Source organism: Acuticoccus sp. (assembly GCF_965213555.1).
In the GTDB taxonomy this organism is placed as follows: Bacteria; Pseudomonadota; Alphaproteobacteria; order Rhizobiales; family Amorphaceae; genus Acuticoccus.
This window is the reverse complement of sequence record NZ_OZ243890.1, coordinates 3,581,610-3,602,305: the sequence shown is the minus strand read 5'-3', so window position 1 is coordinate 3,602,305 and position 20,696 is coordinate 3,581,610. Positions and strand designations below refer to the sequence as shown.

The following is a 20,696-nucleotide window of genomic DNA, read 5'->3' as shown; positions in this document are numbered from 1 at the left end:
CTAGCGCTCGAGGCGCTCGATCCGCGCGAGAAGGTCCTGGATGGCCTTCACCATGGGTCCGATGAGCTCGGTGTAACCGAGCGACACCACGTCCTGGCCGCCGGAGCGGGCGTGGTCCTGGTAGCCGCCGAAGTCGGTGCCGAGCTCATGCATGACTTCGGCGACCTCTTGGGCCAGGAAGCCATGGTGATAGCGAGGCCGCTTGCGGTCTCCGAGTTTGCTCGTCCCGGTTCCGGTCCGGTAGTCCTCGCGGTAGTCCCAGCGGAAGTCGACGGGCCGAAGCCGCGCGATGAAGTCGAGACCCAGCGTCGTATCGCGCACGTCCGCCTTGTCGCGGGCGTCGGAGCGCATTTGCACCGCGCCGTAGGTGTAGGTCGTCGTCGCGCTGTTGCCGAGCTGAACCTGGTTGCTGCCTGTGACGGTGGCGGCGTAGCCGATCGCCGTCGCGTTCTGGACGCTGGCAGGGGCTCCGGCGAGGGCTGCGCGCCCGACCGCGGTGTTGTGCGAGCCCGTGATCGACGCCGCCGCCTCGTGCCCGACCGCGACGTTGTCCCGCCCGGTGTTGATGGCAGCCAAAGCGTTGGTGCCGAGCGCCGTGTTCGCCGAGCCCGTCGTCGCCGCGCCGAGCGCCGCGATACCGAGCGCGAGAGAACCCTCTTCGTCCGCCAACCCGTGCGACAAGGCAAGGCCACCTGCGAAGCGCAGCTCCGTGGGGCCCAGCGTCAAGACATTCGCACCGTCGACGACGCATAACGGGGTGTCGAAGCGCGTCTTCGAGCCGTCGTGGTTCGGCCCGTAGAGCCCCCGCTCGCGCCCCTCGGGGAACACGTAGTCGTACCCATCCGACATGTTGCCGAAGATCGTGTGATCGCGGTCGACGCGAACGCGAATGAAGTCACCGGATCCGGATGTCGCGCTGTTGGTCGAGCAGCCGTAGACCGACAACGTGCCGTTGGCTTGCTCGATCAGGGCTCGCGTGCGGACGACGCTCGGGTTCACTTGGAACCGCACGCCGGAGACCGTCAGCTGCCCAGAGTTGATCCTGAAGCCGCCGGACGCGACGCTGTTCGCAAGGTCGATCTGGCCATTCGAGACGAGGCAGTTGGCAGCCGGACCATCGACGAGGACGAGCGGCACGTTGGCAGTTCCGTTGACCCTGAAGCTGAAGTCAGACAGCACGAGTTCGCCGCCCGTCTGCAGGATAAAGGTGTCGTCGGCAGCTGCACTCGTGCAGTACATGCTGGTGATCGCGATGTCGCCCTCTTCAAAGAGGATGCTGGATCCCGAACCATCGAGGGCGAGACCGGTCACCGTGCCGAACGGGCCCACTCCGTCCGTCGCCTCGAAGATCACCTTGGTGCGGAACGGCGTACAGTTCGACATCTTGAGATCGTCGACGCGGCCGAACCGGAAACCGACGTTCTGGCCATCCTGGTAGATGCCGAACAGCGTCGCATCCCCGGCAAACTCGTAGGGCCACGTCCGGCACGCCACGAGCTCGACGGAGTCGCGTGCGTCGGCGAAGCGAAAGCCTTCGTTGAACGACCCCGACTCGATGTCGCTGAGGATCGCTCCCCCCGTGTTGCCGGTGGCATCGACGCCGTCCCAGGCGGCCTTGAACCGCAGCCGCGAAAGCCGGCAGCGGCTCTGTCCGGCAAGGTTCACCGCCGGCGGATAGCGCACGAGCGTCTGCCGCGATGTCGCGCCGGACTGATCGAAGTCGATCTCGATGTCCGAGACGGACACGAACGGGTGGACGATGTGGACGACGCCCGCGGCTGATAGGTTGAACGAGGGCCGAACGCGCAGGGTCGTCCGCCCGCGACCGTCGCCGTAGATCCGCTGGAACGGTCCGCCGGTGCGCAGCGCGTCGGTGACAAGGTAGGTGCCCCGTTCGACGAAGACGGTCCGGTTGGAGGCAAAGGCGCGGTTGAGCGCCGCGGTGTCATCGGTCGCCGCGTCGCCCCTGGCTCCGGCCTGGCGCGCAGTGACCGTCGTCCCTGCGAGTTCCCAGAACCCGCCCGCGCCGTCGGCAAAGCCGAGACCGTCCGATGGCAGCGAGCCGACCCGCACGTACTCTCCAGCACCGCCGTCATTCTCGCTGGCTAACCCGCGCGTATGCAGTCGAGCCACCCCAGCAGGGACCGCGATCGAGGCGAGCGCCGATCCACTTCGGACCGTGTAGCCGATCGCTTCGACCCCACCGACCGCGGGGACCGAGGAAAAGTCCACGCGCGCGCTCGTGCGGTCGACGCGCAGCGCCTCGGCGAATGCGCTACCGTCCGCCGACACCTTCAGCGAAAAGTCGTCCGACCCGACGAGCCCGAGCTCCGCCCGTCCGGAGAAGTCGGTCTGGAAAACGTGCGAGGCGACGTTCCCCGGCGCGTCCTTGTTGGCGATGATGCGGACGTCGCCGGTCGGTGAGGCCTGCGTGTTGTCGGGCGCGAACAACGCCGCCTCGGAGCGCACGACGAGCCGGTTCCTGGCGTCCGCGGCGGCGTTGATGCCGAGCCGACCCGTTGCCTCGAACCCCTCGAGCGGTCGCAGGACCTCCCAAGCGTCGCCGCTGAAGTAGGCAACGATGGCCTCCTCGCGCACGAACGCAGTCCACCCCTCGACCGGGACGAAGAATACCCAGGCGCCGTCGATGAAGACCGCGACGCAGAAGTCGTGCCCGGCCCAGGCGCCCGTCCCGTTGGCAGCAACGAGATGGCGATCACCCTCCTCGGGAGCCGGCGGCGGGTCGGACCGCGAGCGGTCGATCACCGAGAGCTGGACGATGGAGTCGATCCGACGGAACGCGTCGTTTACCGTGGCGTGCTTCTGCGCCTGCGCCTCCGCCACGTACGGCAGAGCAAGGTTACGGCTGTTTGACATTCACAGTCACCTCGTAGGGGACGCCCGGGCCGAACCCCGGCGCGATCTGCGCGACACGGAAGGACACGGGGTCGGGCCGCTCGCCGAAGTCGGCGGTCTGGTCCGCCGGTGCGTAGGTGTAGGTGGGTTCCGTCACGTCCGCCGAGCGCACGACGATGGCGCCGTCCAGGATTTCGATCCTGTACAGCTCTGAGGTTTCACCGAGCGGCACCTCCGAGGCAGACCACGACCCGCCGCCGGTCCGGGTCCGCCGGATCCAGGACAGGAACAGCGCGCCGTCCTCGCGAAGCCGCGCCTCGCCGTGCACCGGCGAATAAGGCATGAGGGCACGTCCGGTGCCGATGAAGTCGAAGGTGACGGTGTTCGAGCCGCCGACGCCCTCGCCGAGTGGCCCGACCCGGTACGTGCGATCGAGGCCGACCTCGTTGCGTCCCAGGGGAAGCGTCGAGAGCGTCCCGTCGAGTAGCGCCACGGGCGAACCCACGGACAAGCCCGACGCCGTCGCGTCCTCGGTGCCTAGCTGGCCACGTAGGAGGACGGAGAGGCGATAGGTCCGCTCGCCGACGAGCTCCGCGTCGCGGAACTGCAAGACTTCCCAGACCCCGCTGTCGGAGCGCACCGCGACGGCGTTCGCGCCGCTTAGGACGTCGACCCGCGGCGCCGACGACACCCGGGTGTTGTAAAGGTGGACGACGAGCTCCCCGCCGTAATGCCAGCGGTTCGTCGGCGCCGGCGGGCTCGCCGACAGGAGCTCGCCGAGGGAGGCCGGCCGTTCGATCGTGCGTAGAAGCTGGAACGATCCGCCCGGCACCAGTCGCCAGACGCCCATCGCAGCCGGGAACGGCCGCGCGAAGACGCCGAGCCACGGCCCGTGTTCGGCCACCGTGTCGTCCACCAGCGGCAGGTTGAGTCCGAATGCCACTGGTGGTGCCAACATCGGAGGCATCACCGGCGGCTCCGAGGATCCTGGGACCGGCGTCACCACCTGCGCTGCGCGATCGATGCTGCGCGCGGTCACGAGTCGTGGGCCGAGGTCCTCGATCTCCTCGATGATGAAGTCTCGCGACAACCCGTCGTAGACGACGGTGACGATGTCGCCTGGCACCAGCGCGAGCTTCGACAGGGGCAGGGCGAAGCGGACCGTCGTACGACCGGTCCAGCGCACCGCCAGCGCGAGCTCGGCGAGCTCGGCGGCGAGCCCACCGTTCATGCTCGCAGGGACGGCGATGCTCTCCGTCTGCCGGGCCGAGCCCTCCCGCGGCCGGTACCGCGCGCTCGCCACTTGGAAGTCGCGCCCGCTGTCGAAGTAGCGCAGCCGAACCTCAACGGGCAGGCTCTGCGCCTCCTCCCGGGTCTCACTGACCAAAGGGGTACGCCCGTCGACCTCCACGAGACACGCCTCGTCGATCGTCAGCGAGCTCGGACGAGACAGCCCCACGATGCGCAGCTCGGTCCCAGTGTCCGCTGCGACCGCACAAACTGCGGCCAGCAGCGGCTCGAGCACCGCGCGAAGGCTGGTCGGCCCAGAAACAAGGAAGCCGTCTAGCACCACGGGCACACCCTCGACGGAGGGCGCATCGAGGCCCCAGCACCCGAACAGCGCTGCGACGAGCCCATCGAGCGGCAGCCCACCGAAGCGACCGTTGACCCAGTGGCCGCGCTCCCAGTTGGTGCCGTCCGCCCAGATGTCCTGACGATGGGGGAACGCCGGCCAGGGCCGCGCGTCCCAGGTCCACACGTGGATCGCCGACGGTTCAACCATCCGCCCTCCATAGACAGCCGAGACCGGGTTGGCTGCGCTCTGCGGGCTCGACGTCCCGAACACGCTAAGCATGGCAGCCAGGTAGGCCCGCTGCATCGCATCGTCGCGCCGCCCATGCGAGTAGTAGGGCAGCGCCGACTCCACGCTCTTTGGGTCGTAGAAGACGTTCGGCTGGTTCGAGCCACGGTCGACCGCCGGGCAGCCAACCTCGGTGAACCAGATCGGCTTCGACCCAGGTTCCCAGGCCGTGGGCTGCGCGCGCTCCACTCCGGCGATGCGGTCATGGTGCCGGCTTCCCCACCAGCCTGCGAGGTCCTTGAAGCGGTACAGCCACGGCTTGCCGTAGGCCTCGTCGACGATGGGTGTGCGCACCTGCGCCGCCCTCGCCGCGGCATCGGCGTAGAACCAGTCGTACCCCTCGCCGCCAGAGATGTTTCCGCTCAAGTAGGCGGCGTCGTAAACGTCGGCTGCATTCGCCGCGTCGAGGTGGTCGCCATCCCGCCAATCCGACAGCGGCCAGTAGTTGTCGATGCCGATGAAGTCGATGTTCGGGCTCGCCCACAGCGGGTCGAGGTGGAAGACAAAGTCTTCGCCGGATACCTGATGACCAAAGTACTCCGACCAATCCGCCGCGTAGGAGATCTTCGTGGCCGGGCCGACGATCATGCGAACGTCGTCCGCGAGCTCAGCAAGCGCGGCGACGAATGGATAGTCGCTGGCCCCTCGCACCCGGGTCAGCCCGACCAGCTCGGAGCCGATCAGGAACGCATCGACGCCGCCTGCCTGCTGCGTGAGCTGCGCATAGTGCAGCACCATCCGCCGCAGCGACCACTCCTGTGGACCGGAGTAGCTGACGCGCTCCTCTGCGCCGGAAAACTGCGCGGCGGACGCCGCACCCACGAAGCGCTGGATAGCAACGTCCGCGTCGGTGTTCCCGTCGGGCCGCACCGTAATGCGCCCACGCCACGGGAAGGGCGCCTGCTCCTCGCCGCCGTAGGGATCAACGAGGCCGTTGCCGGGAGGAACATCCATCAAGACGAACGGGTAGAACACCACCTTGAGACCACGAGCCTTGATCGCGCGGATGGCGCGGAGCACGGACCCGTCCGAAGGAGTGCCGCCGTAGTACGAGCGCCCAGCGGCATCCTGGCTGACGAGCGTCGCGGACCCGCGATCGTGCTCGGCGACGAACCACGGGACGTTGGTGTCACGGTGGCGCCCTTCGACCTTCGGGCGCAGCGTGCATTCGCCGGCCCTCAGGTCGTCGCCGAACCAAGCCACGACGAGCGCAACCCGCTCGAGGTTCGGGCACAAGGCAACGAGCTCGTCGAGGGACGCCTCGAGGTCCGTGTCGGCAACGCCGAGGTGGCGGTTGTCGGCGATCGCCTCGCCGGGGCCGACGCGCCGCCGCACCAACTCCGGATCGTACCCGAACTCTGTGGCACCGGGGATCATCGTGATGGCGCGGACCTCGGTCTCGAGCTGACCCACGGGACGCAGCACCTCGAAGGTCAGCTGCGGCAGACGGTTCCCGTACGGGCCCACCGGCAGGCCCTCGAACACCACGTAAGCAAGGTTGCGGTAGGCCGGCGCGGTCCCCTCGATCGCCTCGATCAGGGGATCGACGTCCTGATCCGGCGTCCCGGTGTAGACGCGATGGGAAACCCGGGTCAGGTCCATGGGCTCGCCGTCGGCCCACACGCGGCCGACCCGGGCGATCGGGCCCTCGCAGAGGCCGACCGCGAAGTTCACCGTGTAGCTGTACTCACGGACGCTGCCCGCGCTGCCACCACCCTTCCCGCCAACGGCACTCGTCGACGCCCGCTCCTCGAAGTCGGTGGCCCAGATGACCGTGCCGGCGAGCCGCATCCGACCGAACACCTTGGGGATCGGGTTGCCCTCGGACGCCGTCTGCACCGTGAGGTCGTCGATGCGCCCAATGGAGCGGGTCGGCTGGCGCGGCCCGAAGAGTTGCTGGTCGATCAGGTTGCCGGCGAGCGCCCCCGCGGCTCGACCGACGACGGCCCCAACCGGGCCGAGGAACCCACCGACGGCCTGTCCGGCCGCCTGCAGCACAAGCGTTGCCATCAGTCCGTCACTCCCGGAAAGTCGTAAGTCGCGACGAGGCGGCGGCGCCACATCGCGCAGAGCTCGCCCTCGACCGCGCGTCCTGCCGCGTCGTAGGCGTGCACGAACCGCGCCGCGTTGACGGCGATCCCGACGTGCTTTGCCGGCGTCCCGGCCTTCCAACGGAACACGAGGAGCGAGCCATCGCGCACTGCATCGGTCGGGACGAAGTGCCGGCTCGCGGCCTGCAGCAGGGTCTCCTCACCGACGGCTTCTGCCCAGTCCGGGGAGTAAGGCGGTGCGGCCTCGGGCTCGGTGCCGAACAGCTCCCGCCACACCCCGCGCACGAGCCCCAGGCAGTCGCACCCAGCACCGCGGCGCGAGGCCTGATGATGGTATGGCGTGCCGATCCACTCGCGCGCGGTGGTCGCCACCGTCGTCCGCCTCACGAGTTTCCCCGGGCGTAGGCGAACGCGCGATCGTTGCCCGGCAGATGGGGGAAGCCCTGATAGTTGGCGGTGTTGGAGTATCGATCGCGGCACGTGGCAAAGCGCTTGTCGCAACCGGCGCTCAGCCTCACGACATCACCGCTCGCAAGGCGGAGAACCGCCGTACGCAGGCGCAGCACCGTTCCGTGAACATCCCGACCGTGCACGGCGATCGCCGCTCGAGCGCCGACCGCCTCGCCGGTGAGGACCTGAAGCGAGCCGTCGAAGAACGTGCCGCTGTGCGCGTCGACGAGCCCCTCTACCGTCACTCGCGGGCCGTTGACGGCGATCACGGTCGCCTCGCGGGCCAGCGCAGCGAGGTCGACCCGACAGCGCTCGTCGCCGAGGTCTGCGTCGCAGGCGTGGGTGAACACGCGTCCGCGCACCGTCTCCAGTGCCTGCGCTGGCCCGCGCACCTCGGCGCGGAACGCACCATCCTCGCGGGTCACCTCGCCGAGGGTGCCCGAGCGTAGGAGGACGCGTTCGGTCACGTCCGCCCAGTTGACGAGCCACAACCTCACACGCGCGAAGTCGTACCACCCGGATTCGAGTTCCCCGGCGTCGAGCCCCGCCGAGGACAACGCGCCTGCGATCTCCAGCCCGCCGACGCCGAGCCCGGTCCGGGTGACGTCGCCGGTCGAGGCAAGGCCCGACATCGCAGAGTGCACGATCCCGTCGAATGCCACCGGCCCATCGTGGTCGGTGAAGCCGAGAACGACGCCGTCCGTGCGCTCGACCTGCCAACAGCGGCACAGCGTCGTCACGCCGACGCTAAGGTGCGCCTGGAGGTTCCCGGGGATCGCCCTCATAGCGTGATCTCCACGACAGGGATGGAGGGGATCGAGCCAGAAGCCACGCGCGACAGATTGATCTCCAACCGATCGGTTTCGAAGCGCACGGGCACGTCGAACTGGTAGCCGGCGGTGACCGCCTGGCCCTCCTGCGGAACGACCTCCGGTCGGAACGTGATGAGCCCCTTCTCGAGCGTGAAGTCGCCGCCCTCGACGCGGGTCACTCCCCCGACCTCCACAAGCAGGGTCCCAGCGACCGGGAGGACGATGGGACGGTCGTACGGCGCGAACTCGTCGCCGTACTGCTTGATCAGCTGAAACGCGACGCGAGACCCGTCACCGACGCCCAGAAGCTGGTCCTGCGCAGACGGTTGATCGCTCGGCGCGCAGCTCTTGTGGTCGAGCGGATCGCGGTATCGGAATCCATAAAGGCGCCCTCGACGCTCCTCAAAAAAGTCGACCACCACTGCGAGATCGTCACTGTTTCGAACTCCCGTTCCTGCGTCGTAGCGGCGACGGCTCATCGCCCACCGCTGGTTGCGCTCTTCCTGGCCCGAGCCCAACGTCACGATCTCCGTGCGCCGCTCGGGTCCTCCCGTCGCGCCGAATGAGACGGCGAGCGGGAACCTCACGTCGTGAAACTCGTCCATCAGAGCCCCCGCTGGCCGCGGGCCACCGCCCGCGCGAGCATCGCCGTCACCTGCGCCTCGGACCGCTGGAAGGCGTCAGGATCGGGCGTCGCAATGGATACGTTGATGGTCGTCCCGCCCCTGCCTGCGCCCTCGAGCGCAACGCCGAGGCGTCCGTCGGAGCCGCGGGCCAAGGGCAACACGGCTTCGCGGCCGGCCTCCCCCATCAAGCCGACACGACCGCCGGACATCGGAAACGCGGTCGGCGCGCCGATGACACCGCCCTCGGCGAACGGCACCACCTTCGTCGCGGCCGTCGCAACACTCCCGCCGAAGGCGTGACCGAGCCCCCCGAAGACGGCGTTCGCCCCCTGTCCGACGAGGTTCGCAAGCGGCTGCAGCCCAGCCTTCAGCGCTGAGTTGGAGATCGAAAGCGCGGCCTGCTTCAACACGCGATCCAGCGTGTGCCCCTCGGCCACCGCGTTCCTCATCCCGGTCGCGATGACACGCGAGAAGGTCTGCGCCGAGATCGTCAGCGTGTCGGAGAGATCTTGCGCCAACGCAGCGCTGTCGGAGATGTCGTCAAGGTCGGCCATCGGGAAACTCTTCCATGAGGCGCGTGAGCTCACCCCGCCTCGTCGCAACGGACGCGCGAGGCCCGATCACGGCTTGGATCTCGGGTAGGGTCAGAGCCCAGAAGTCGGCGGGTGCGAGGTTCCGCTCTCCGAGGAACAGCGCCATCAACTCGTGCCATGGGAACGGCCGCGCCTGATGAGGCGCGGCCGTGGTCAAGAAGGGTCGTTAGCCTCGCCGGCACCGAACGTGGCGGTGAGAAGGGCGGTGACGACCGCGGCGTACCCTGCTGCGCCGCCGGCCGCCGTCATCCGGGCCACCTCGTCGTCGTCGATGGCGTTGCCGGCGCCGCGCAGGCCCGCACCGATGATGCGGACCGCATCACGCGCCGACAACTTGCCCGAGGAGAACCTGTCGACCAGCGCCGTCATGTCCTCGCACTGGAACGCACCCTCCAGCTCGGCAAGCGCGCCGAGCGTCAGGCAGAGTGTCCATGACCGGCCATTGAGGACGGCACTGACCTCGCCACGGTACCGATTGGCCATCCCAACCCCCGTCACAGCGCCGCGAAGGTCAGCTCGCCGGCCGACTCCATCGCGATCTCGTAGACGACCTCGCCGTCGTGGTTGCCGCCGTACTCGAGTGCGGTCACCTGGAACGGTCCCGCAATCGTGCCGAAGTCCGGCACGATCACCTGCCAGTTGCGCACCGCTCCGGTGAAGAAGATCGCGCGCACAGCGCCGTCAGACGCAGCATCCTTGAAGATGCCGGAGCCTGCGAGGTTCGCACGGCGCACACCCGCTCCGTCGAGGAGCTCACGCCACTGCCCGGCCGAGCCCTGATCGGTAACGTCCACCGCCTCAGCGCCGAACGAGATCCGCTTCGACCTGAGGCCAGCAACGGTCACGAAGGACCCGGCACCGCTGTCGTCCACCTTCAACAGAAGGTCCTTGCCCTTTTGCGCACCCAAGGCGCCCTCCTTCAGTTCGCTTCAGTCAGGGCGCGGAACCTCATCCGCGCCCTGTAGGCCCGCCCGTCCCGGCTCCCGATGACCTCGGTGTCGATGTGGCGGATGGACACCAGCCGGTGCCCCGCAGGTGCGAGGGCGGCGCCGTCGACCAACATGCGAACGCGTTCTGCAACGTCGGACGCCTCACGTCGGCCCGCGGCCCGTGAGTGGACGACGAGCTCGACGCGGTGCTCCAACGTCGGCGGATCATCCCCGTCGAGCGGCCGCGACCGCACTTCCCCGGTCGCGACGAAGGGGTACGGCACTCCCTGAGGCGTCCCATCGAACACTTGGGAGCCGGCAAGCACCGCTCCGAGCACGGCATCCGCGGTCAGCCTTTGATGGATCGCTGAGAGGAGCGCGTGGCGTGCGTCGCTCACGGTTGCTCCTCCTCGCACAGGCAATCGAGGAAGCGCCGTTGTGCATCGCCCTCGACGACGGTGAGCACGCGGTAGCGCTCCTCGCCGTCCGTGAACCGAACACCACGTTCGACGTCGTCGCGTCGACGCAGCGTTACACGGTGCGTCACGAGCCCAACGGCGCGACCGTCCTCGACGGTCTCGCTCGAGCGGCGGGGCGCAACCTCCGCCCAAACGCTTGCGATCTCGTTCCAGCTCCGTGCCACGCCGCCGGCACCGTCCGGCACGTCGACCGGGGCCTCGAGCGCGAGGCGTCGCCGCAGCACACCGATCCTCGGCGTCATGAGAGCCTCGGCATGCGATAGGACGCGGTTAGCGCGGACAGGCCATGCGCCACCGGCTCGACGACGACGCCGGCGAGCGCTGCCTCCCTCTGCTCGTACCAGTAGGCGACGAGCATCAGGACGGCCTGCTTCAACGCCGCAGGCACATCCTCAGGTGCGCCGTAGCCGCACGTGACGTCGATCTCGAGCCCGTTCATCGTCCGCGCGCCCCAGAAGCGGGCCCTCGCGAACGTCAACCGGCCGGGCGAGGACGACAGGTCGAAGCGGTACTCCTCCGGGGCTACGACGGACGGCAGGCCGTCACGGCCATAGACCGTCACCGCGTCGACGCTGCGCACCGGCGCGGGGCTGAGACGGACGACGCCGCCGTAAGGCACCGCGTCCCGCACGATGCGCCATCCCTGGCGGACCAGCGCCCGACCGGTGCGGTTCTCGACCTCGGCTCGCGCCGCGGTGATGAGTGCCGCCACCTTGGCGTCCTCGGTTGACCCGTCGATCCGCGCGTGCGCCTTCGCCTCTTCCACCGTCACAGGCTCCGCCAGCGGCGGTGTCACAAGGATTGCGACCATCGTCCCACCCGTCGTCTCAGCGCCAAAAAGAAAAAGGCGGACCGGTGTCGGCACCGGCCCGCCTCGAAGCCGCCTAAGGGCGGCAGCCGCCGATCGCTGGGATCAGGCGGCGAACTGCAGCATCTTGATGGCGTCGAAGTCCTGGACGCCGCCGCCGACGCGCTTCGTCGTGTAGAACAGCACGTACGGCTTGGCAGAGTATGGATCGCGCAAGATCCTCAGCCCCAGGCGATCGACGACGACGTAGCCACGATTGAAGTCGCCGAACGCGATGGCGTTCGAACCGACTGCGATGCTCGGCATATCCTCGACTTCGACGACCGGGAAGCTCATCAACGAGGCACGAGTGCCGGGAACCTGCGGCGGGATCCACAGGTACTGTCCGTCCGTGTCCTTCATCTTGCGCACCGCGGCCTGCGTGGTGCGGTTCATGACGAAGTGCGCGTTCTGCCGGTAGCCCGCCTTCAGCGCATAGACGAGGTCGACGAGGACGTCGTTCGCCGAACCGGAAGGAAAGGATCCGTCGACGCCCGTCCTGACGACACCGATCTTGCCCCAGGTCCAATCGCTCTCAAGGACGGTCTCGTACGTCGTGAAGCCCCTCGGCTGGGTCTGGCCGTCGCCGACGACGAACGCCCTCGTCTCCTGTTCCGCGAACGCGGCTTCGACCTCCGAGGCCAGCCAGGAGTCGATGTCGATCGCCGTGTCGTCGAGCAGCGTCTGCGTCGCCGCCGGCATGGCGTAGAGCTCCATGGTCGGGAACACGAGCTCGGACAGCGCTGCTTCGGTTTCCTCGCGAGGCTGAGTTTCGCCGACCCAAGCTGCAGGCACGCCTGTCACGGTCACCGGCTTGCGGTAGGCCGAGGCGGACGTCTGCCGGACGCTCGCGATCGAGCGGATCGGCGACAGCGCCGCAAGGCGACGCAGCACCTCCGCCTCGAACTCCGCCGGCACCGTAAGGCCGGTGTCTGAAGCGTTCGCGGTCACCAGCGCCTTCTTCTCGAGGCGGCGCAGCGCCTCCTCGCTGCCGGATCGGACGTAGCTATCGAACGCGCTCTTGCGCTCGTCGGCGACGACCGGAACGCCGCCCATCAAGGATGGACGGGAGCTGCGCAAGACCAGTTCGTCCATGCGCCGCTGGTTGGCGTCCATGACCGCCTCGACGCGTGCCAGCTTCTCGACCGTCAGCGGATCGACGCCCTTCTTCTCGAGCTCGGCGAGCCGGCGGTCGTTGGTCTCACGGAACACCTCGAAGGCTCCCATGAACTCGTTGAACGCCGTCGAAAGGTCAGCCTTCACCTCGGGAGCACCCGTTACGTTATCCATCGTTCACCTCGTTTGCCGAAGAATGGCCGTCTGCCGACGCATCCGAGCGAGCAGCCCAGCGTCCACGACGGCCTCGGGAGCGATGACCCCCACCCTTGCACGGTCGGCTCCTGCCGCTCGTGCCCTCGCCTCGGGAAGCATCGGGCACGCGACCACCGACACCTCCCAAAGATCGATCTCGGTCAGTCGGCGCACCCTCGCCGACCGGTCCTCGTCCGCCGCAACGGTCCGGAAGCCTATGGACAGGCCGTCGAGCGTGCCGGCCCGCATGCGCGCGCCGGCGTGCGCCGAAGGTCCGGCACCGGTGAGCCGGCCTTCGACCCAAAGGCCGCGCCGGTCCTCCTCAAGACTGATCCAGAGGCCAATCGGTGCGGCGGGGTCGTGCTCGAGCAGCATGCGCACGCCAGCGATCCCGCGCCGTCCCAATGTGCGCGTGAACGCACCCGGCATGACGACGTCGCCCGAAAGGTCCATGCGTCCGAACAAGGACGCGTAACCGCAGAACCGGCCGTCCGCATCCAGCGAGGCGAGCGCGTGGGCGTACTTGCGTTCCGGCGCGCGAGGCACGCCGGTCACAGCCGCCTCCGCTGGCGGAAGCAGACGACCCGCGGCTCGTTGCGGACCCGCTCCTCGAGCGCCGCCCGCTCGACGATCTGCGCGAACTCTTCGAAGACCGACGTGTGGTCGACCTTCTGAACCGTCGTCAGCCGCAGCAGCGGCTGCCCGATGCGCCGTAGCCACTCAGTCATGACGTTTGTCCAAACAATCGATTGAGCTTGGCGATGGCGGCCACGAAGTCGGAGAACCGCTTGTTGGACCGCGCCAGCTCGCGCATCGTCCACATCAGCAGGCCCGACGACGCGGAGGCCCAGAGGAAGAGGGCGAGGTGCGCCAAATCACCCCGCTCGACGACGCTTTGTGTCAACGGGTCCATCAGTCGACGACGGCCTCTTCGTCAATGTCGACGGCCCTCTCGGCACGCTCCACACCGTAGCCGACGGCCAGCCGTTTTTCCGCGCGGGTAAGGAAGTCCGCCGCCGCGACGCGATCCCAGAGCGCCTCGCGCTCCGTCGAGAGCGCTTCGATCCCATCCGGATCGAACGACAGCCGAAGCCTTGGTCCGTACGCCGCGCCGAGCCAGTTCGACAGCGACTGCGCGGTTCTGTTGACGAGCGGCAGGACCGTCTGCCGCCAGAACGCCCGGTTCGCCTCACGGAAGTTCGCGTAGGTGTTGTCGCCGGGGATGCCGAGAAGCATCGGTGGAACACCGAACGCCAGCGCGATCTCGCGGGCCGCCTGGTTCTTCGTCTCGATGAAGTCCATGTCCCGCGGGCTCATGGCCATCGTCTTCCAGTCGAGCCCGCCCTCCAACAGCAGCGGACGTCCGGCGTTGCGAGCCCCGGTGTAGCCATCCTCGAGCTCGGCCTTCAGCCGCTCGAACTGCTCGTCGTTGAGGTGCCCCTCGCCGGTGTAGACGAGCGCGCCGGACGGTCTCGCCGCGTTGTCGAGCAGCGCCTTCGACCAGGCGCCCGACGCGTTGTGGATGTCGAGGCTGGTCTGCGCGGCCTCGATGGGGGCGAACCCGTAGTGATCGTTCAGCGGGTGGAACAGCGAAAGGTGGAGGATCGGCGGCACGCGACCCTCCTGCGCGAACCGCACGGACCGCCCAGCGGCGGTGTACTCGAACGCGTGCGGCCAACCGTCGGCGCCGGCGATCACCCGCATGCGGTCGGGCCGTAGTGCGAAGAGCTCGCGCGGCGTGTCGTCGATCGCCACCGCTTCGAGGTACGCGTTGCCGGCGACCATCAGGTGGCCGTACAGCGTCTCCATCAGGAAGACGCCGGACTGGGAGGGGTTCGGGCGCGACAACATGTCGAGGAGTGGGTGCGCGCCAAGCTCACGATCTCCGTCGTAAAGCACCCACGGAGCGGACGCGGCCGCCTCCGCGATCATGCGCACCGAGCGGAACACGATGGGGTTCTTGGTGAACCCCTCCTGTGCCAGCGAGGCATAGTCCCGCGGCGTCCAGACCGGACGCCCGAGCGCCTCGACGCGCATCACCTGTCCGACCCGCGAGGCCTTCGTCTCGCGCTTGCCAAAGATGCCCATCGCACCCCCTTGCGTGACCACGAAAAAAGGGGGCCGATGGCCCCCTTAGTCACCCGTTGCCGTCGTTTTCCGTCGCGTCAGCCGAACCTGCGGACCCTTGGAGGCACGCCGCCCGGCTCCAGCATCAGCGTCGTCAGCGCCCAGACGAGCGCGTCGATGCGGTCTGGGGACACCCCGTCCGCGGTCCCAGCGGGAACGAAGTTGCACATCTGGTCCTCAAGCTCGCTCATCATCCCCACGTGGGACACGCGCCCTTGCGCGTAGAGGAGCGCGACCGGCTCAGCTCGAACCCACTTCCCGCGCGTGGCCCGGACGGATGCCACCGGCACCGTCGGATCCGCCTCGCGCACCACGGTCGCCACCATCTCGCCGCCCTGGTTGACCTCGGCGACCAACCGGTCGGCGCCGACGGTGTGGTACAGCGACACCGCCTTCTCCGCCCACGCCTGCGGCGTCGCGCGCTGCAGCGTGTGGTCGGCGAGGACGTAGGCTCGTCCGTCCTCCCCGAGCCCGGCGGCGACGATCCCGCACGCGGCCGACTTCGCGCCGCTCGATGCCGGAGGGTCCACGGCGACCACCACGCGGCGAAGCTCCGGCGCCGCGCTTACCCGATCCCGGTCGATCTGCGCCCGCGCAAACAGCGCGTCTTCGCGGTCCTCGACCAGCTCCCCCTCGAGCTCTTGGCGCCCGAGCCGCGTGCCTTGATACCGATCAACGACGGTCTCCAGGAAGCCGGCAGCTAGGTTGTCCGCGTTCTGCGCCGTCGTCATCCGCGTCGTCACGGTGCGCCGATCGCCGATCAGCCGCTTGAGGAGCGGCACGCAGCGAGGCGTCGTCGTCACAACCTGACGCGGCCGCTCGCCAAGCCGCAGCGCGAACTGCAGCATGTCCCAGGTGGCGTCGGGGTTCGCCCACTTGGCAAGCTCGTCGGCCCACGCGACGTCGAACTGTGGTCCACGCAGGCCCTCAGGATCGGACGCGGAGAAGACCTGCCCCACCGCCCCGTTCGGCCACTCGAGGCGACGCCGCGAGGGCTGCCAGACCGGACGCTCCCCATCCGGGCAGATGGCGAGGAGGCCCGAGACCCCCTCGACCATGACCTCGCGTGCGTCGTTGTAATCCTCGCCGACGAGGGCTATGCGGCCGGCCGGACGCGTGGCGAACGGCGCCCGCCCCGCGACGACGCCCCGGATCCACTCGGCGCCGGCGCGCGTCTTGCCGGCGCCGCGACCGCCAAGGATCAGCCAGCTCGTCCAAGCACCGTCGGGCGGCAACTGCTCCTGCCGCGCCCAAATGGCCCAATCATCCAGCAGCGCGCGGGCAAGTTCCTTTGGCAGGCTTTCCAAAAACTGCGACGACGTCCCGTTCCTCGCCGACAGGAGGAGACCCTGTCTGACCGCAGAGGCCGTCGCCGTCGTCACCCGGCAGCCTTCGGCTCGACGCCGCAGGCCGAGGCCGACAGCTTCGCCAGACGCTCGGCGAGGTCACGACGGATCTGATCGACGTCGAGACTGGACTTCGCGTCCGGCGCTGCGACCTTAGAACGGACGCCGATCAAGGTCTCGAACGTCTTGGCGATCAGACCGATCACCTTCGCCCGTTCGCCGACGTCGTCGCCCTCGCTCGAGCTGTCGGTCTCGATCTTCGACAGCTGCTTCGATAAGGCCGCGAACAACCGCTCAACGATGTTCAAGTCACGAGCATCATCGCTCGGCATCGCGTCGGCCATAGCTCACCCCTCCCCGGACCCCGCCTCGCGGGCGTCGGCGCCCGGCACCAGCCAAACGAAAAGGGCGCGCCACCTTCGCGGCACGCCCCTGAAACCGTTCATCGCTGAGGACCCGGACCGCACCGCGGCGCCGGATCCAACTCTGCGACCGTGGCGAAGTGATACCTCAGCAGCGCGTCGCTGTCAACTCTTAGTTTTAAAAACTACGCCATCAACCTCAGCGGGCCATATGACCAGCCGCTCCTCGTACCGCTCGACGGGCACGTCGTCCTCGCTGACCACACGCTCTGCCACGGAAATGCCCGCTTCGTGCACGGTCGACGACGATCCCGACACCAGCGGGTGCCACCATCTGAGGTCCTCGCCGTCCGCCACCAGACGGTACGCGCAGGTCGGCGGAAGCCATGTCATCGAGCGGACCTCTTGCGGCGTCAGCGTCAGGCAGTCCGGGACGCGTTCGGCGCGCCGTCGATAATCGTTGCATCGGCAGGTCCCATGGTCGAGCAGCGTACAGGCGACGTCGGTCCAGAAGATTTCGCCGGTGTCCCAGTCCTCAATCTTGTTCAGGCAGCACCGACCGCAGCCGTCGCAAAGCGACTCCCACTCAGCCGACGTCATCTCCTCGAGGGTCTTGCGACGCCAGAAGGGCTCAGACACGCTCGTCGTCCAACAGGAACGCACGACCGTCGCGGTCCTCTACGGTCACGACCCACAAGTCGCCGTCGAACGCCGCCTCATTCGCGAGCCGCTCGGCAACCTTGCTCGGGTGCACGGGCCCCAGCAACCGCTCGAAGCCCCGCGCACCGTCCACGCGTGTCCTCGGACCCCAGAGGTCCGCACCGTCCCGATGCAGGCACTCGATGAAGATCGCTCCTGCGCCGGGGTCGCCCCGACGCGACACAGCGGCGTACACGTTCCCCACGTCGCACCGGCGCAGGTACGCTCGAACCCACAGCTCCGCTCGGAGCCGCGGCATTGCCTCGTCAACCAAGTTCATGGCGGTGAGGTGGGCTTACGCCCCGCTCTTGGCAAGCGCGGCGACGACCTCGTCGGGGCTCGCACCACCGGGCAGTCCCTCGTTGGCCGCGAACCGTGCCAGCGCTGCCTTGGTGTTCGGCCCTAGCTTGCCGTCCTCGGCCAACGGACCGAACCCGCGCGAGTTGAGCAGGCGCTGTACGTCGGCCACCCCCAGCGTCCCATACCGTTCCGGCGCAACCTGGGCGGCCGTCGGGGCCACCCCGCTGACTGCAGCGAGCAACGCGACGCTAGGCTCGCCGGTCACGGGCAACCCATGCTGCTCCTCAAACCGCTCGATGGCCGCGACGGTACGTCCGTCGAGCCGCCCGGACGCGGGTCCGTCGTAGAGGCCCACCCGCGCCAGGCCGTCCTGAACGTTGCGCACCAGCGATGTCGCATGTACGTCGCCTTCGCCTTCGATCGTCACGGTCCCGCCCTGCGCCGCGCCGCCGTGCGAGGCGAACCGGGCGTCCTCGGCGGTCTCCCGCCAAAGCGGCGCGGGATGCTCCGCCGTCTGACGCCACATGGCGTTGGCACCCACGACCCCAACGATGACGACCGATGTTGAGATGAGGGCGAAGCGCCCCTTGCGACGAGCAACATGCCGGCATGCTCGTCGGGCGAGGGAGGCTGTCGATGCCACCCAGGCCTCGATGGGCCAATCTTCGATCCGCTGTTGGATTCGCACGGCCACGGTCCTCCTCCGCCGAAGGGTCGTCGAAATCGATGAAGGGGATGTTAAACCAGTGATCACTGCGGACGGCGCAATGCGACCGCCCTACCCAACCGGGGAGTTACCCCTCCGGCCTTAGGGTCGCCGGACGACGCCGCAGCGGGGCAGCCCAATGAAGCTCTTTCTCAAGCTCATGATCCTGGTCACCATCCTGGTGGCCATGAGCCCACTCCTCGCGCCGGGATCGCAACTTGCCGGTGTGGTCGGTGCCGCGGTCGAGGATGCCCGGGCGTTCTGCGAGCGTCGGCCGCAGGCGTGTCACCAAGGCGCCGATCTGGCGCGACAGACCGGTGACGCCATCGCTGCCGCCCTGTCGTCGCTGCACAACGCGACGCAGGCACCTGGCATCGTGAATTCGCCGTCGAACTCCACGGAGCCGAGCCCCTTCACGACGGATCCGATGACCGAAGAGCGCGCGGACGACCTGACCGATGTCGACCGCGCCTTGGCACCCGCGTCAGCACAGGAGCGCAAGGCCGCCTTCGCCGGGCATGGGCTTGCCGACTGACAGGCCGTCTTGACAACCCGAGACTTGGAAGCGACCGGTCCCCATGGCCGACGACCGACTTCCCGAGAAAGCCTTCCCGGTGTCCTGGGACCAGTTCCACCGCGATTGTAGGGCGCTCGCTTGGCGGCTGTCCGCGGAGGGCCCGTTCGAGGCCGTCGTCTGCATCACCCGCGGCGGTCTCGTCCCAGCGGCCATCGTCGCCCGCGAGCTCGGCGTGCGGATGATCGAAACGATCTGCATCGTCTCCTACGGAGACTTCGAGCAGCTCGATAGCCTGACCGTCCTGAAGGACGTGGACGACAAAATCGCGGCCCTCGACCGCCGTACCGTCCTCGTCGTCGACGACCTGGTCGACACCGGCAAGACAGCGCTCCTCGTGCGCCGAAGGCTTCCGGACGTGCACATTGCAACCGTCTACGCCAAGCCGAAGGGGCGGCCTCAAGTCGACACCTTCGTCACCGAGGTCAGCCAGGACACCTGGATCTACTTCCCCTGGGACCTCGGCTACTCGTTCCAACCGCCGATCCGAGGCTGACCGCTAGTCCGCGGTCCCAACATCGCCGTTGACCTCCGCCGATCCGCCGACGTCGGTCGCCCCCGAACGACCGCGCCGTCTGCGCCTTCGCCCGCCGGACGGCGCAGGCATCGGGTTGACCGGACGCTCGCAGTCGATGGTGCGCAGCCCTCGTCCGTCGAACGCGATGGCGATCTCGCCGTCCCGCAGCTTCAGCGCCGCCTCCCCGAACACGACCCGTCGCCACCCCGACAACGCTGGAGCGTCCTGTCCCGCCACAATTGCCTCGAGGTCGTCCACCGTCGCCAGCACCTTCGGCGCGACGCCATGGGCCTCCGCGGTGAGCTTGAGGAGCACCTTCATGAGCTCGACCGCCGATCCGGCGGCCTCGATGCTCGCCTTGCGGCGCGGCAGGGACGGCAGCGTCTCCGGCGGACGCGCGAGCACCTCGTTGACGACCGCGAGCACCGATTGGCCGAGCCGCGAGCGCTCGAACCCCTTGCTCACCGCCCTCAACTGACCCAGCGCTTCAGCGGTCCGCGGTCGCTGGAGCGCGATCTCATAGATCACGTCGTCCTTCAAAACACGGTTGCGCGGCACATCGCGCTCGCGGGCCTCCCGCTCGCGCAGCGCCGCGATCTCCTGCAGGACGGCAAGCTCCACCGGCTGGCGTGTTCGACCCTTAAGCCGGCGCCAGGCGTCCTCCGGCTGCAAATCGTAGGTCTCCGGGGACGTCAGGAGCGCCATCTCCTCCGCCACCCAGTCCGCTCGGCCCCTCTCCTCCAGCGCGTCACGCAGGTGCAGGTACACGTGCCTGAGGTGCGTGACGTCGGCGAGCGCGTAGGCGAGCTGAGCGTCGGTGAGCGGACGCGCAGCCCAGTCGGTGAACCGCGACGACTTGTCGACCAACGACCCGGTGACCCGCTGCACGATGGAGTCGTAGGCGATCGAGTCGCCGAAGCCGCACACCATCGCAGCCACCTGCGTATCGAAGATCGGCCGCGGCACCGATCCCGACAAATGATGGAAGATCTCGATGTCCTGGCGCGCCGCGTGGAACACCTTCATGACGCGCTCGTCGGCCAGCAGGGCAATCAACGGCTCCAGCGACAGCCCGTCGGCCAACGGGTCGATCACCGCCGCCTCGTCCATGGAGGCGATCTGCACGAGGCACAGCTTCGGCCAGAACGTCGTCTCGCGCATGAACTCCGTGTCGACGCTGACGAACTCGGCGTCGACGAGCCTTCCGCACAGGGACGCGAGCTCGTCGGTGGACCCGATGACCTGCATGG

General features: G+C 68.5%; 25 protein-coding genes. 2 read left to right on the top strand and 23 right to left on the bottom strand.

All coding sequences use genetic code 11. From position 1 onward, the window contains the following. From ACOOE8_RS16885 to ACOOE8_RS16780, 22 genes are all read right to left on the bottom strand, one after another. Complete coding sequence (locus ACOOE8_RS16885; RefSeq protein WP_420392574.1) at window positions 1-2,877, bottom strand: DUF2793 domain-containing protein; 2,877 nt, start codon at window positions 2,875-2,877, stop codon at window positions 1-3. Next, entirely contained in the window at window positions 2,861-6,778 is a 3,918-nt protein-coding gene (locus tag ACOOE8_RS16880; RefSeq protein WP_420392573.1) for a baseplate multidomain protein megatron, read from the bottom strand. Before ACOOE8_RS16880 ends, ACOOE8_RS16885 begins: the two co-directional genes overlap by 17 nt. Then, complete coding sequence (locus ACOOE8_RS16875; RefSeq protein WP_420392572.1) at window positions 6,727-7,155, bottom strand: NlpC/P60 family protein; 429 nt, start codon at window positions 7,153-7,155, stop codon at window positions 6,727-6,729. Before ACOOE8_RS16875 ends, ACOOE8_RS16880 begins: the two co-directional genes overlap by 52 nt. Further along, window positions 7,152-8,003, bottom strand: coding sequence for a DUF2163 domain-containing protein (locus ACOOE8_RS16870; RefSeq protein WP_420392571.1), 852 nt, complete (start codon window positions 8,001-8,003; stop codon window positions 7,152-7,154). Before ACOOE8_RS16870 ends, ACOOE8_RS16875 begins: the two co-directional genes overlap by 4 nt. After that, a complete protein-coding gene (locus ACOOE8_RS16865) occupies window positions 8,000-8,635 on the bottom strand; it encodes a phage distal tail protein, Rcc01695 family (protein ID WP_420392570.1) in 636 nt (211 codons plus the stop codon). The genes ACOOE8_RS16870 and ACOOE8_RS16865 overlap by 4 nt, the downstream gene beginning before the upstream one ends. Continuing rightward, window positions 8,635-9,210, bottom strand: coding sequence for a phage tail tape measure protein (locus ACOOE8_RS16860; RefSeq protein ID WP_420392569.1), 576 nt, complete (start codon window positions 9,208-9,210; stop codon window positions 8,635-8,637). The genes ACOOE8_RS16865 and ACOOE8_RS16860 overlap by 1 nt, the downstream gene beginning before the upstream one ends. After that, a complete protein-coding gene (locus ACOOE8_RS16855) occupies window positions 9,197-9,355 on the bottom strand; it encodes a phage tail assembly chaperone (RefSeq protein ID WP_420392568.1) in 159 nt (52 codons plus the stop codon). The genes ACOOE8_RS16860 and ACOOE8_RS16855 overlap by 14 nt, the downstream gene beginning before the upstream one ends. A 47-nt stretch (window positions 9,356-9,402) precedes the next feature. Then, entirely contained in the window at window positions 9,403-9,732 is a 330-nt protein-coding gene (locus tag ACOOE8_RS16850; RefSeq protein WP_420392567.1) for a gene transfer agent family protein, read from the bottom strand. An 11-nt stretch (window positions 9,733-9,743) separates the two neighbouring features. Then, window positions 9,744-10,157, bottom strand: a complete 414-nt coding sequence (locus tag ACOOE8_RS16845; protein WP_420392566.1) for a phage major tail protein, TP901-1 family — start codon at window positions 10,155-10,157, stop codon at window positions 9,744-9,746. 11 nt (window positions 10,158-10,168) lie between these two features. Then, window positions 10,169-10,576, bottom strand: a complete 408-nt coding sequence (locus ACOOE8_RS16840) for a DUF3168 domain-containing protein (RefSeq protein WP_420392565.1) — start codon at window positions 10,574-10,576, stop codon at window positions 10,169-10,171. Continuing rightward, entirely contained in the window at window positions 10,573-10,899 is a 327-nt protein-coding gene (locus ACOOE8_RS16835) for a phage head closure protein (protein ID WP_420392564.1), read from the bottom strand. The genes ACOOE8_RS16840 and ACOOE8_RS16835 overlap by 4 nt, the downstream gene beginning before the upstream one ends. Next, window positions 10,896-11,468 carry a head-tail connector protein gene (locus ACOOE8_RS16830; protein WP_420392563.1) on the bottom strand — a complete coding sequence of 191 codons (573 nt, stop codon included), beginning with the start codon at window positions 11,466-11,468 and terminating at the stop codon, window positions 10,896-10,898. The genes ACOOE8_RS16835 and ACOOE8_RS16830 overlap by 4 nt, the downstream gene beginning before the upstream one ends. Before the next feature lie 102 nt (window positions 11,469-11,570). Then, entirely contained in the window at window positions 11,571-12,794 is a 1,224-nt protein-coding gene (locus ACOOE8_RS16825; RefSeq protein WP_420392562.1) for a phage major capsid protein, read from the bottom strand. A 3-nt stretch (window positions 12,795-12,797) separates the two neighbouring features. Next, window positions 12,798-13,370, bottom strand: coding sequence for an HK97 family phage prohead protease (locus ACOOE8_RS16820; RefSeq protein ID WP_420392561.1), 573 nt, complete (start codon window positions 13,368-13,370; stop codon window positions 12,798-12,800). After that, the gene (locus ACOOE8_RS16815) at window positions 13,367-13,543 is read right to left on the bottom strand and encodes a hypothetical protein (protein WP_420392560.1); all 177 of its coding nucleotides are present in this window, start codon (window positions 13,541-13,543) and stop codon (window positions 13,367-13,369) included. The genes ACOOE8_RS16820 and ACOOE8_RS16815 overlap by 4 nt, the downstream gene beginning before the upstream one ends. Then, a complete protein-coding gene (locus ACOOE8_RS16810; protein WP_420392559.1) occupies window positions 13,540-13,728 on the bottom strand; it encodes a hypothetical protein in 189 nt (62 codons plus the stop codon). Before ACOOE8_RS16810 ends, ACOOE8_RS16815 begins: the two co-directional genes overlap by 4 nt. Then, window positions 13,728-14,903: a phage portal protein gene (locus ACOOE8_RS16805; RefSeq protein ID WP_420392558.1), complete on the bottom strand. Its 1,176-nt coding sequence runs from the start codon at window positions 14,901-14,903 to the stop codon at window positions 13,728-13,730. Before ACOOE8_RS16805 ends, ACOOE8_RS16810 begins: the two co-directional genes overlap by 1 nt. 77 nt (window positions 14,904-14,980) lie before the next feature. Beyond that, on the bottom strand, window positions 14,981-16,249 hold the full coding sequence (locus tag ACOOE8_RS16800; RefSeq protein WP_420394735.1) for a DNA-packaging protein: 1,269 nt from the start codon (window positions 16,247-16,249) through the stop codon (window positions 14,981-14,983). A 71-nt stretch (window positions 16,250-16,320) separates the two neighbouring features. Continuing rightward, window positions 16,321-16,632, bottom strand: a complete 312-nt coding sequence (locus ACOOE8_RS16795) for a hypothetical protein (RefSeq protein WP_420392557.1) — start codon at window positions 16,630-16,632, stop codon at window positions 16,321-16,323. Between the two features lie 183 nt (window positions 16,633-16,815). Continuing rightward, on the bottom strand, window positions 16,816-17,250 hold the full coding sequence (locus tag ACOOE8_RS16790; RefSeq protein ID WP_420394734.1) for a YcgN family cysteine cluster protein: 435 nt from the start codon (window positions 17,248-17,250) through the stop codon (window positions 16,816-16,818). A gap of 31 nt (window positions 17,251-17,281) precedes the next feature. Next, window positions 17,282-17,608, bottom strand: coding sequence for a DUF1491 family protein (locus tag ACOOE8_RS16785; RefSeq protein WP_420392556.1), 327 nt, complete (start codon window positions 17,606-17,608; stop codon window positions 17,282-17,284). A gap of 36 nt (window positions 17,609-17,644) precedes the next feature. Further along, window positions 17,645-18,175, bottom strand: coding sequence for a peptidoglycan-binding protein (locus tag ACOOE8_RS16780; protein ID WP_420392555.1), 531 nt, complete (start codon window positions 18,173-18,175; stop codon window positions 17,645-17,647). 319 nt (window positions 18,176-18,494) lie between these two features. On the opposite strand from ACOOE8_RS16780, the gene ACOOE8_RS16775 reads away from it, so the two are divergent. After that, a complete protein-coding gene (locus ACOOE8_RS16775) occupies window positions 18,495-18,890 on the top strand; it encodes a hypothetical protein (RefSeq protein WP_420392554.1) in 396 nt (131 codons plus the stop codon). 43 nt (window positions 18,891-18,933) lie between these two features. Next, window positions 18,934-19,425 carry a xanthine phosphoribosyltransferase gene (gene gpt / locus ACOOE8_RS16770; RefSeq protein WP_420392553.1) on the top strand — a complete coding sequence of 164 codons (492 nt, stop codon included), beginning with the start codon at window positions 18,934-18,936 and terminating at the stop codon, window positions 19,423-19,425. A 3-nt stretch (window positions 19,426-19,428) separates the two neighbouring features. Here the strand turns inward: gpt and rnd are convergent, their stop codons facing one another. After that, on the bottom strand, window positions 19,429-20,694 hold the full coding sequence (rnd, locus tag ACOOE8_RS16765; protein ID WP_420392552.1) for a ribonuclease D: 1,266 nt from the start codon (window positions 20,692-20,694) through the stop codon (window positions 19,429-19,431). Window positions 20,695-20,696: the final 2 nt, after the last annotated feature.

Bases quoted from the DNA above. Each gene is read 5' to 3' on its own strand.
- ACOOE8_RS16785 (WP_420392556.1), bottom strand. From the start codon at position 17,608: ATGCCGCGGCTCCGAGCGGAGCTGTGGGTTCGAGCGTACCTGCGCCGG.
- ACOOE8_RS16870 (WP_420392571.1), bottom strand. From the start codon at position 8,003: ATGAGGGCGATCCCCGGGAACCTCCAGGCGCACCTTAGCGTCGGCGTG.
- ACOOE8_RS16795 (WP_420392557.1), bottom strand. From the start codon at position 16,632: ATGGCCGACGCGATGCCGAGCGATGATGCTCGTGACTTGAACATCGTT.
- rnd (WP_420392552.1), bottom strand. From the start codon at position 20,694: ATGCAGGTCATCGGGTCCACCGACGAGCTCGCGTCCCTGTGCGGAAGG.
- ACOOE8_RS16860 (WP_420392569.1), bottom strand. From the start codon at position 9,210: ATGGCCGACCTTGACGACATCTCCGACAGCGCTGCGTTGGCGCAAGAT.
- ACOOE8_RS16775 (WP_420392554.1), top strand. From the start codon at position 18,495: ATGAAGCTCTTTCTCAAGCTCATGATCCTGGTCACCATCCTGGTGGCC.
- ACOOE8_RS16855 (WP_420392568.1), bottom strand. From the start codon at position 9,355: ATGGCGCTGTTCCTCGGAGAGCGGAACCTCGCACCCGCCGACTTCTGG.
- ACOOE8_RS16825 (WP_420392562.1), bottom strand. From the start codon at position 12,794: ATGGATAACGTAACGGGTGCTCCCGAGGTGAAGGCTGACCTTTCGACG.
- ACOOE8_RS16865 (WP_420392570.1), bottom strand. From the start codon at position 8,635: ATGGACGAGTTTCACGACGTGAGGTTCCCGCTCGCCGTCTCATTCGGC.
- gpt (WP_420392553.1), top strand. From the start codon at position 18,934: ATGGCCGACGACCGACTTCCCGAGAAAGCCTTCCCGGTGTCCTGGGAC.
- ACOOE8_RS16790 (WP_420394734.1), bottom strand. From the start codon at position 17,250: ATGACGTCGGCTGAGTGGGAGTCGCTTTGCGACGGCTGCGGTCGGTGC.
- ACOOE8_RS16885 (WP_420392574.1), bottom strand. From the start codon at position 2,877: ATGTCAAACAGCCGTAACCTTGCTCTGCCGTACGTGGCGGAGGCGCAG.
- ACOOE8_RS16830 (WP_420392563.1), bottom strand. From the start codon at position 11,468: ATGGTCGCAATCCTTGTGACACCGCCGCTGGCGGAGCCTGTGACGGTG.
- ACOOE8_RS16780 (WP_420392555.1), bottom strand. From the start codon at position 18,175: ATGTGGCGTCAGACGGCGGAGCATCCCGCGCCGCTTTGGCGGGAGACC.
- ACOOE8_RS16810 (WP_420392559.1), bottom strand. From the start codon at position 13,728: ATGGACCCGTTGACACAAAGCGTCGTCGAGCGGGGTGATTTGGCGCAC.
- ACOOE8_RS16850 (WP_420392567.1), bottom strand. From the start codon at position 9,732: ATGGCCAATCGGTACCGTGGCGAGGTCAGTGCCGTCCTCAATGGCCGG.
- ACOOE8_RS16815 (WP_420392560.1), bottom strand. From the start codon at position 13,543: ATGACTGAGTGGCTACGGCGCATCGGGCAGCCGCTGCTGCGGCTGACG.
- ACOOE8_RS16805 (WP_420392558.1), bottom strand. From the start codon at position 14,903: ATGGGCATCTTTGGCAAGCGCGAGACGAAGGCCTCGCGGGTCGGACAG.
- ACOOE8_RS16835 (WP_420392564.1), bottom strand. From the start codon at position 10,899: ATGACGCCGAGGATCGGTGTGCTGCGGCGACGCCTCGCGCTCGAGGCC.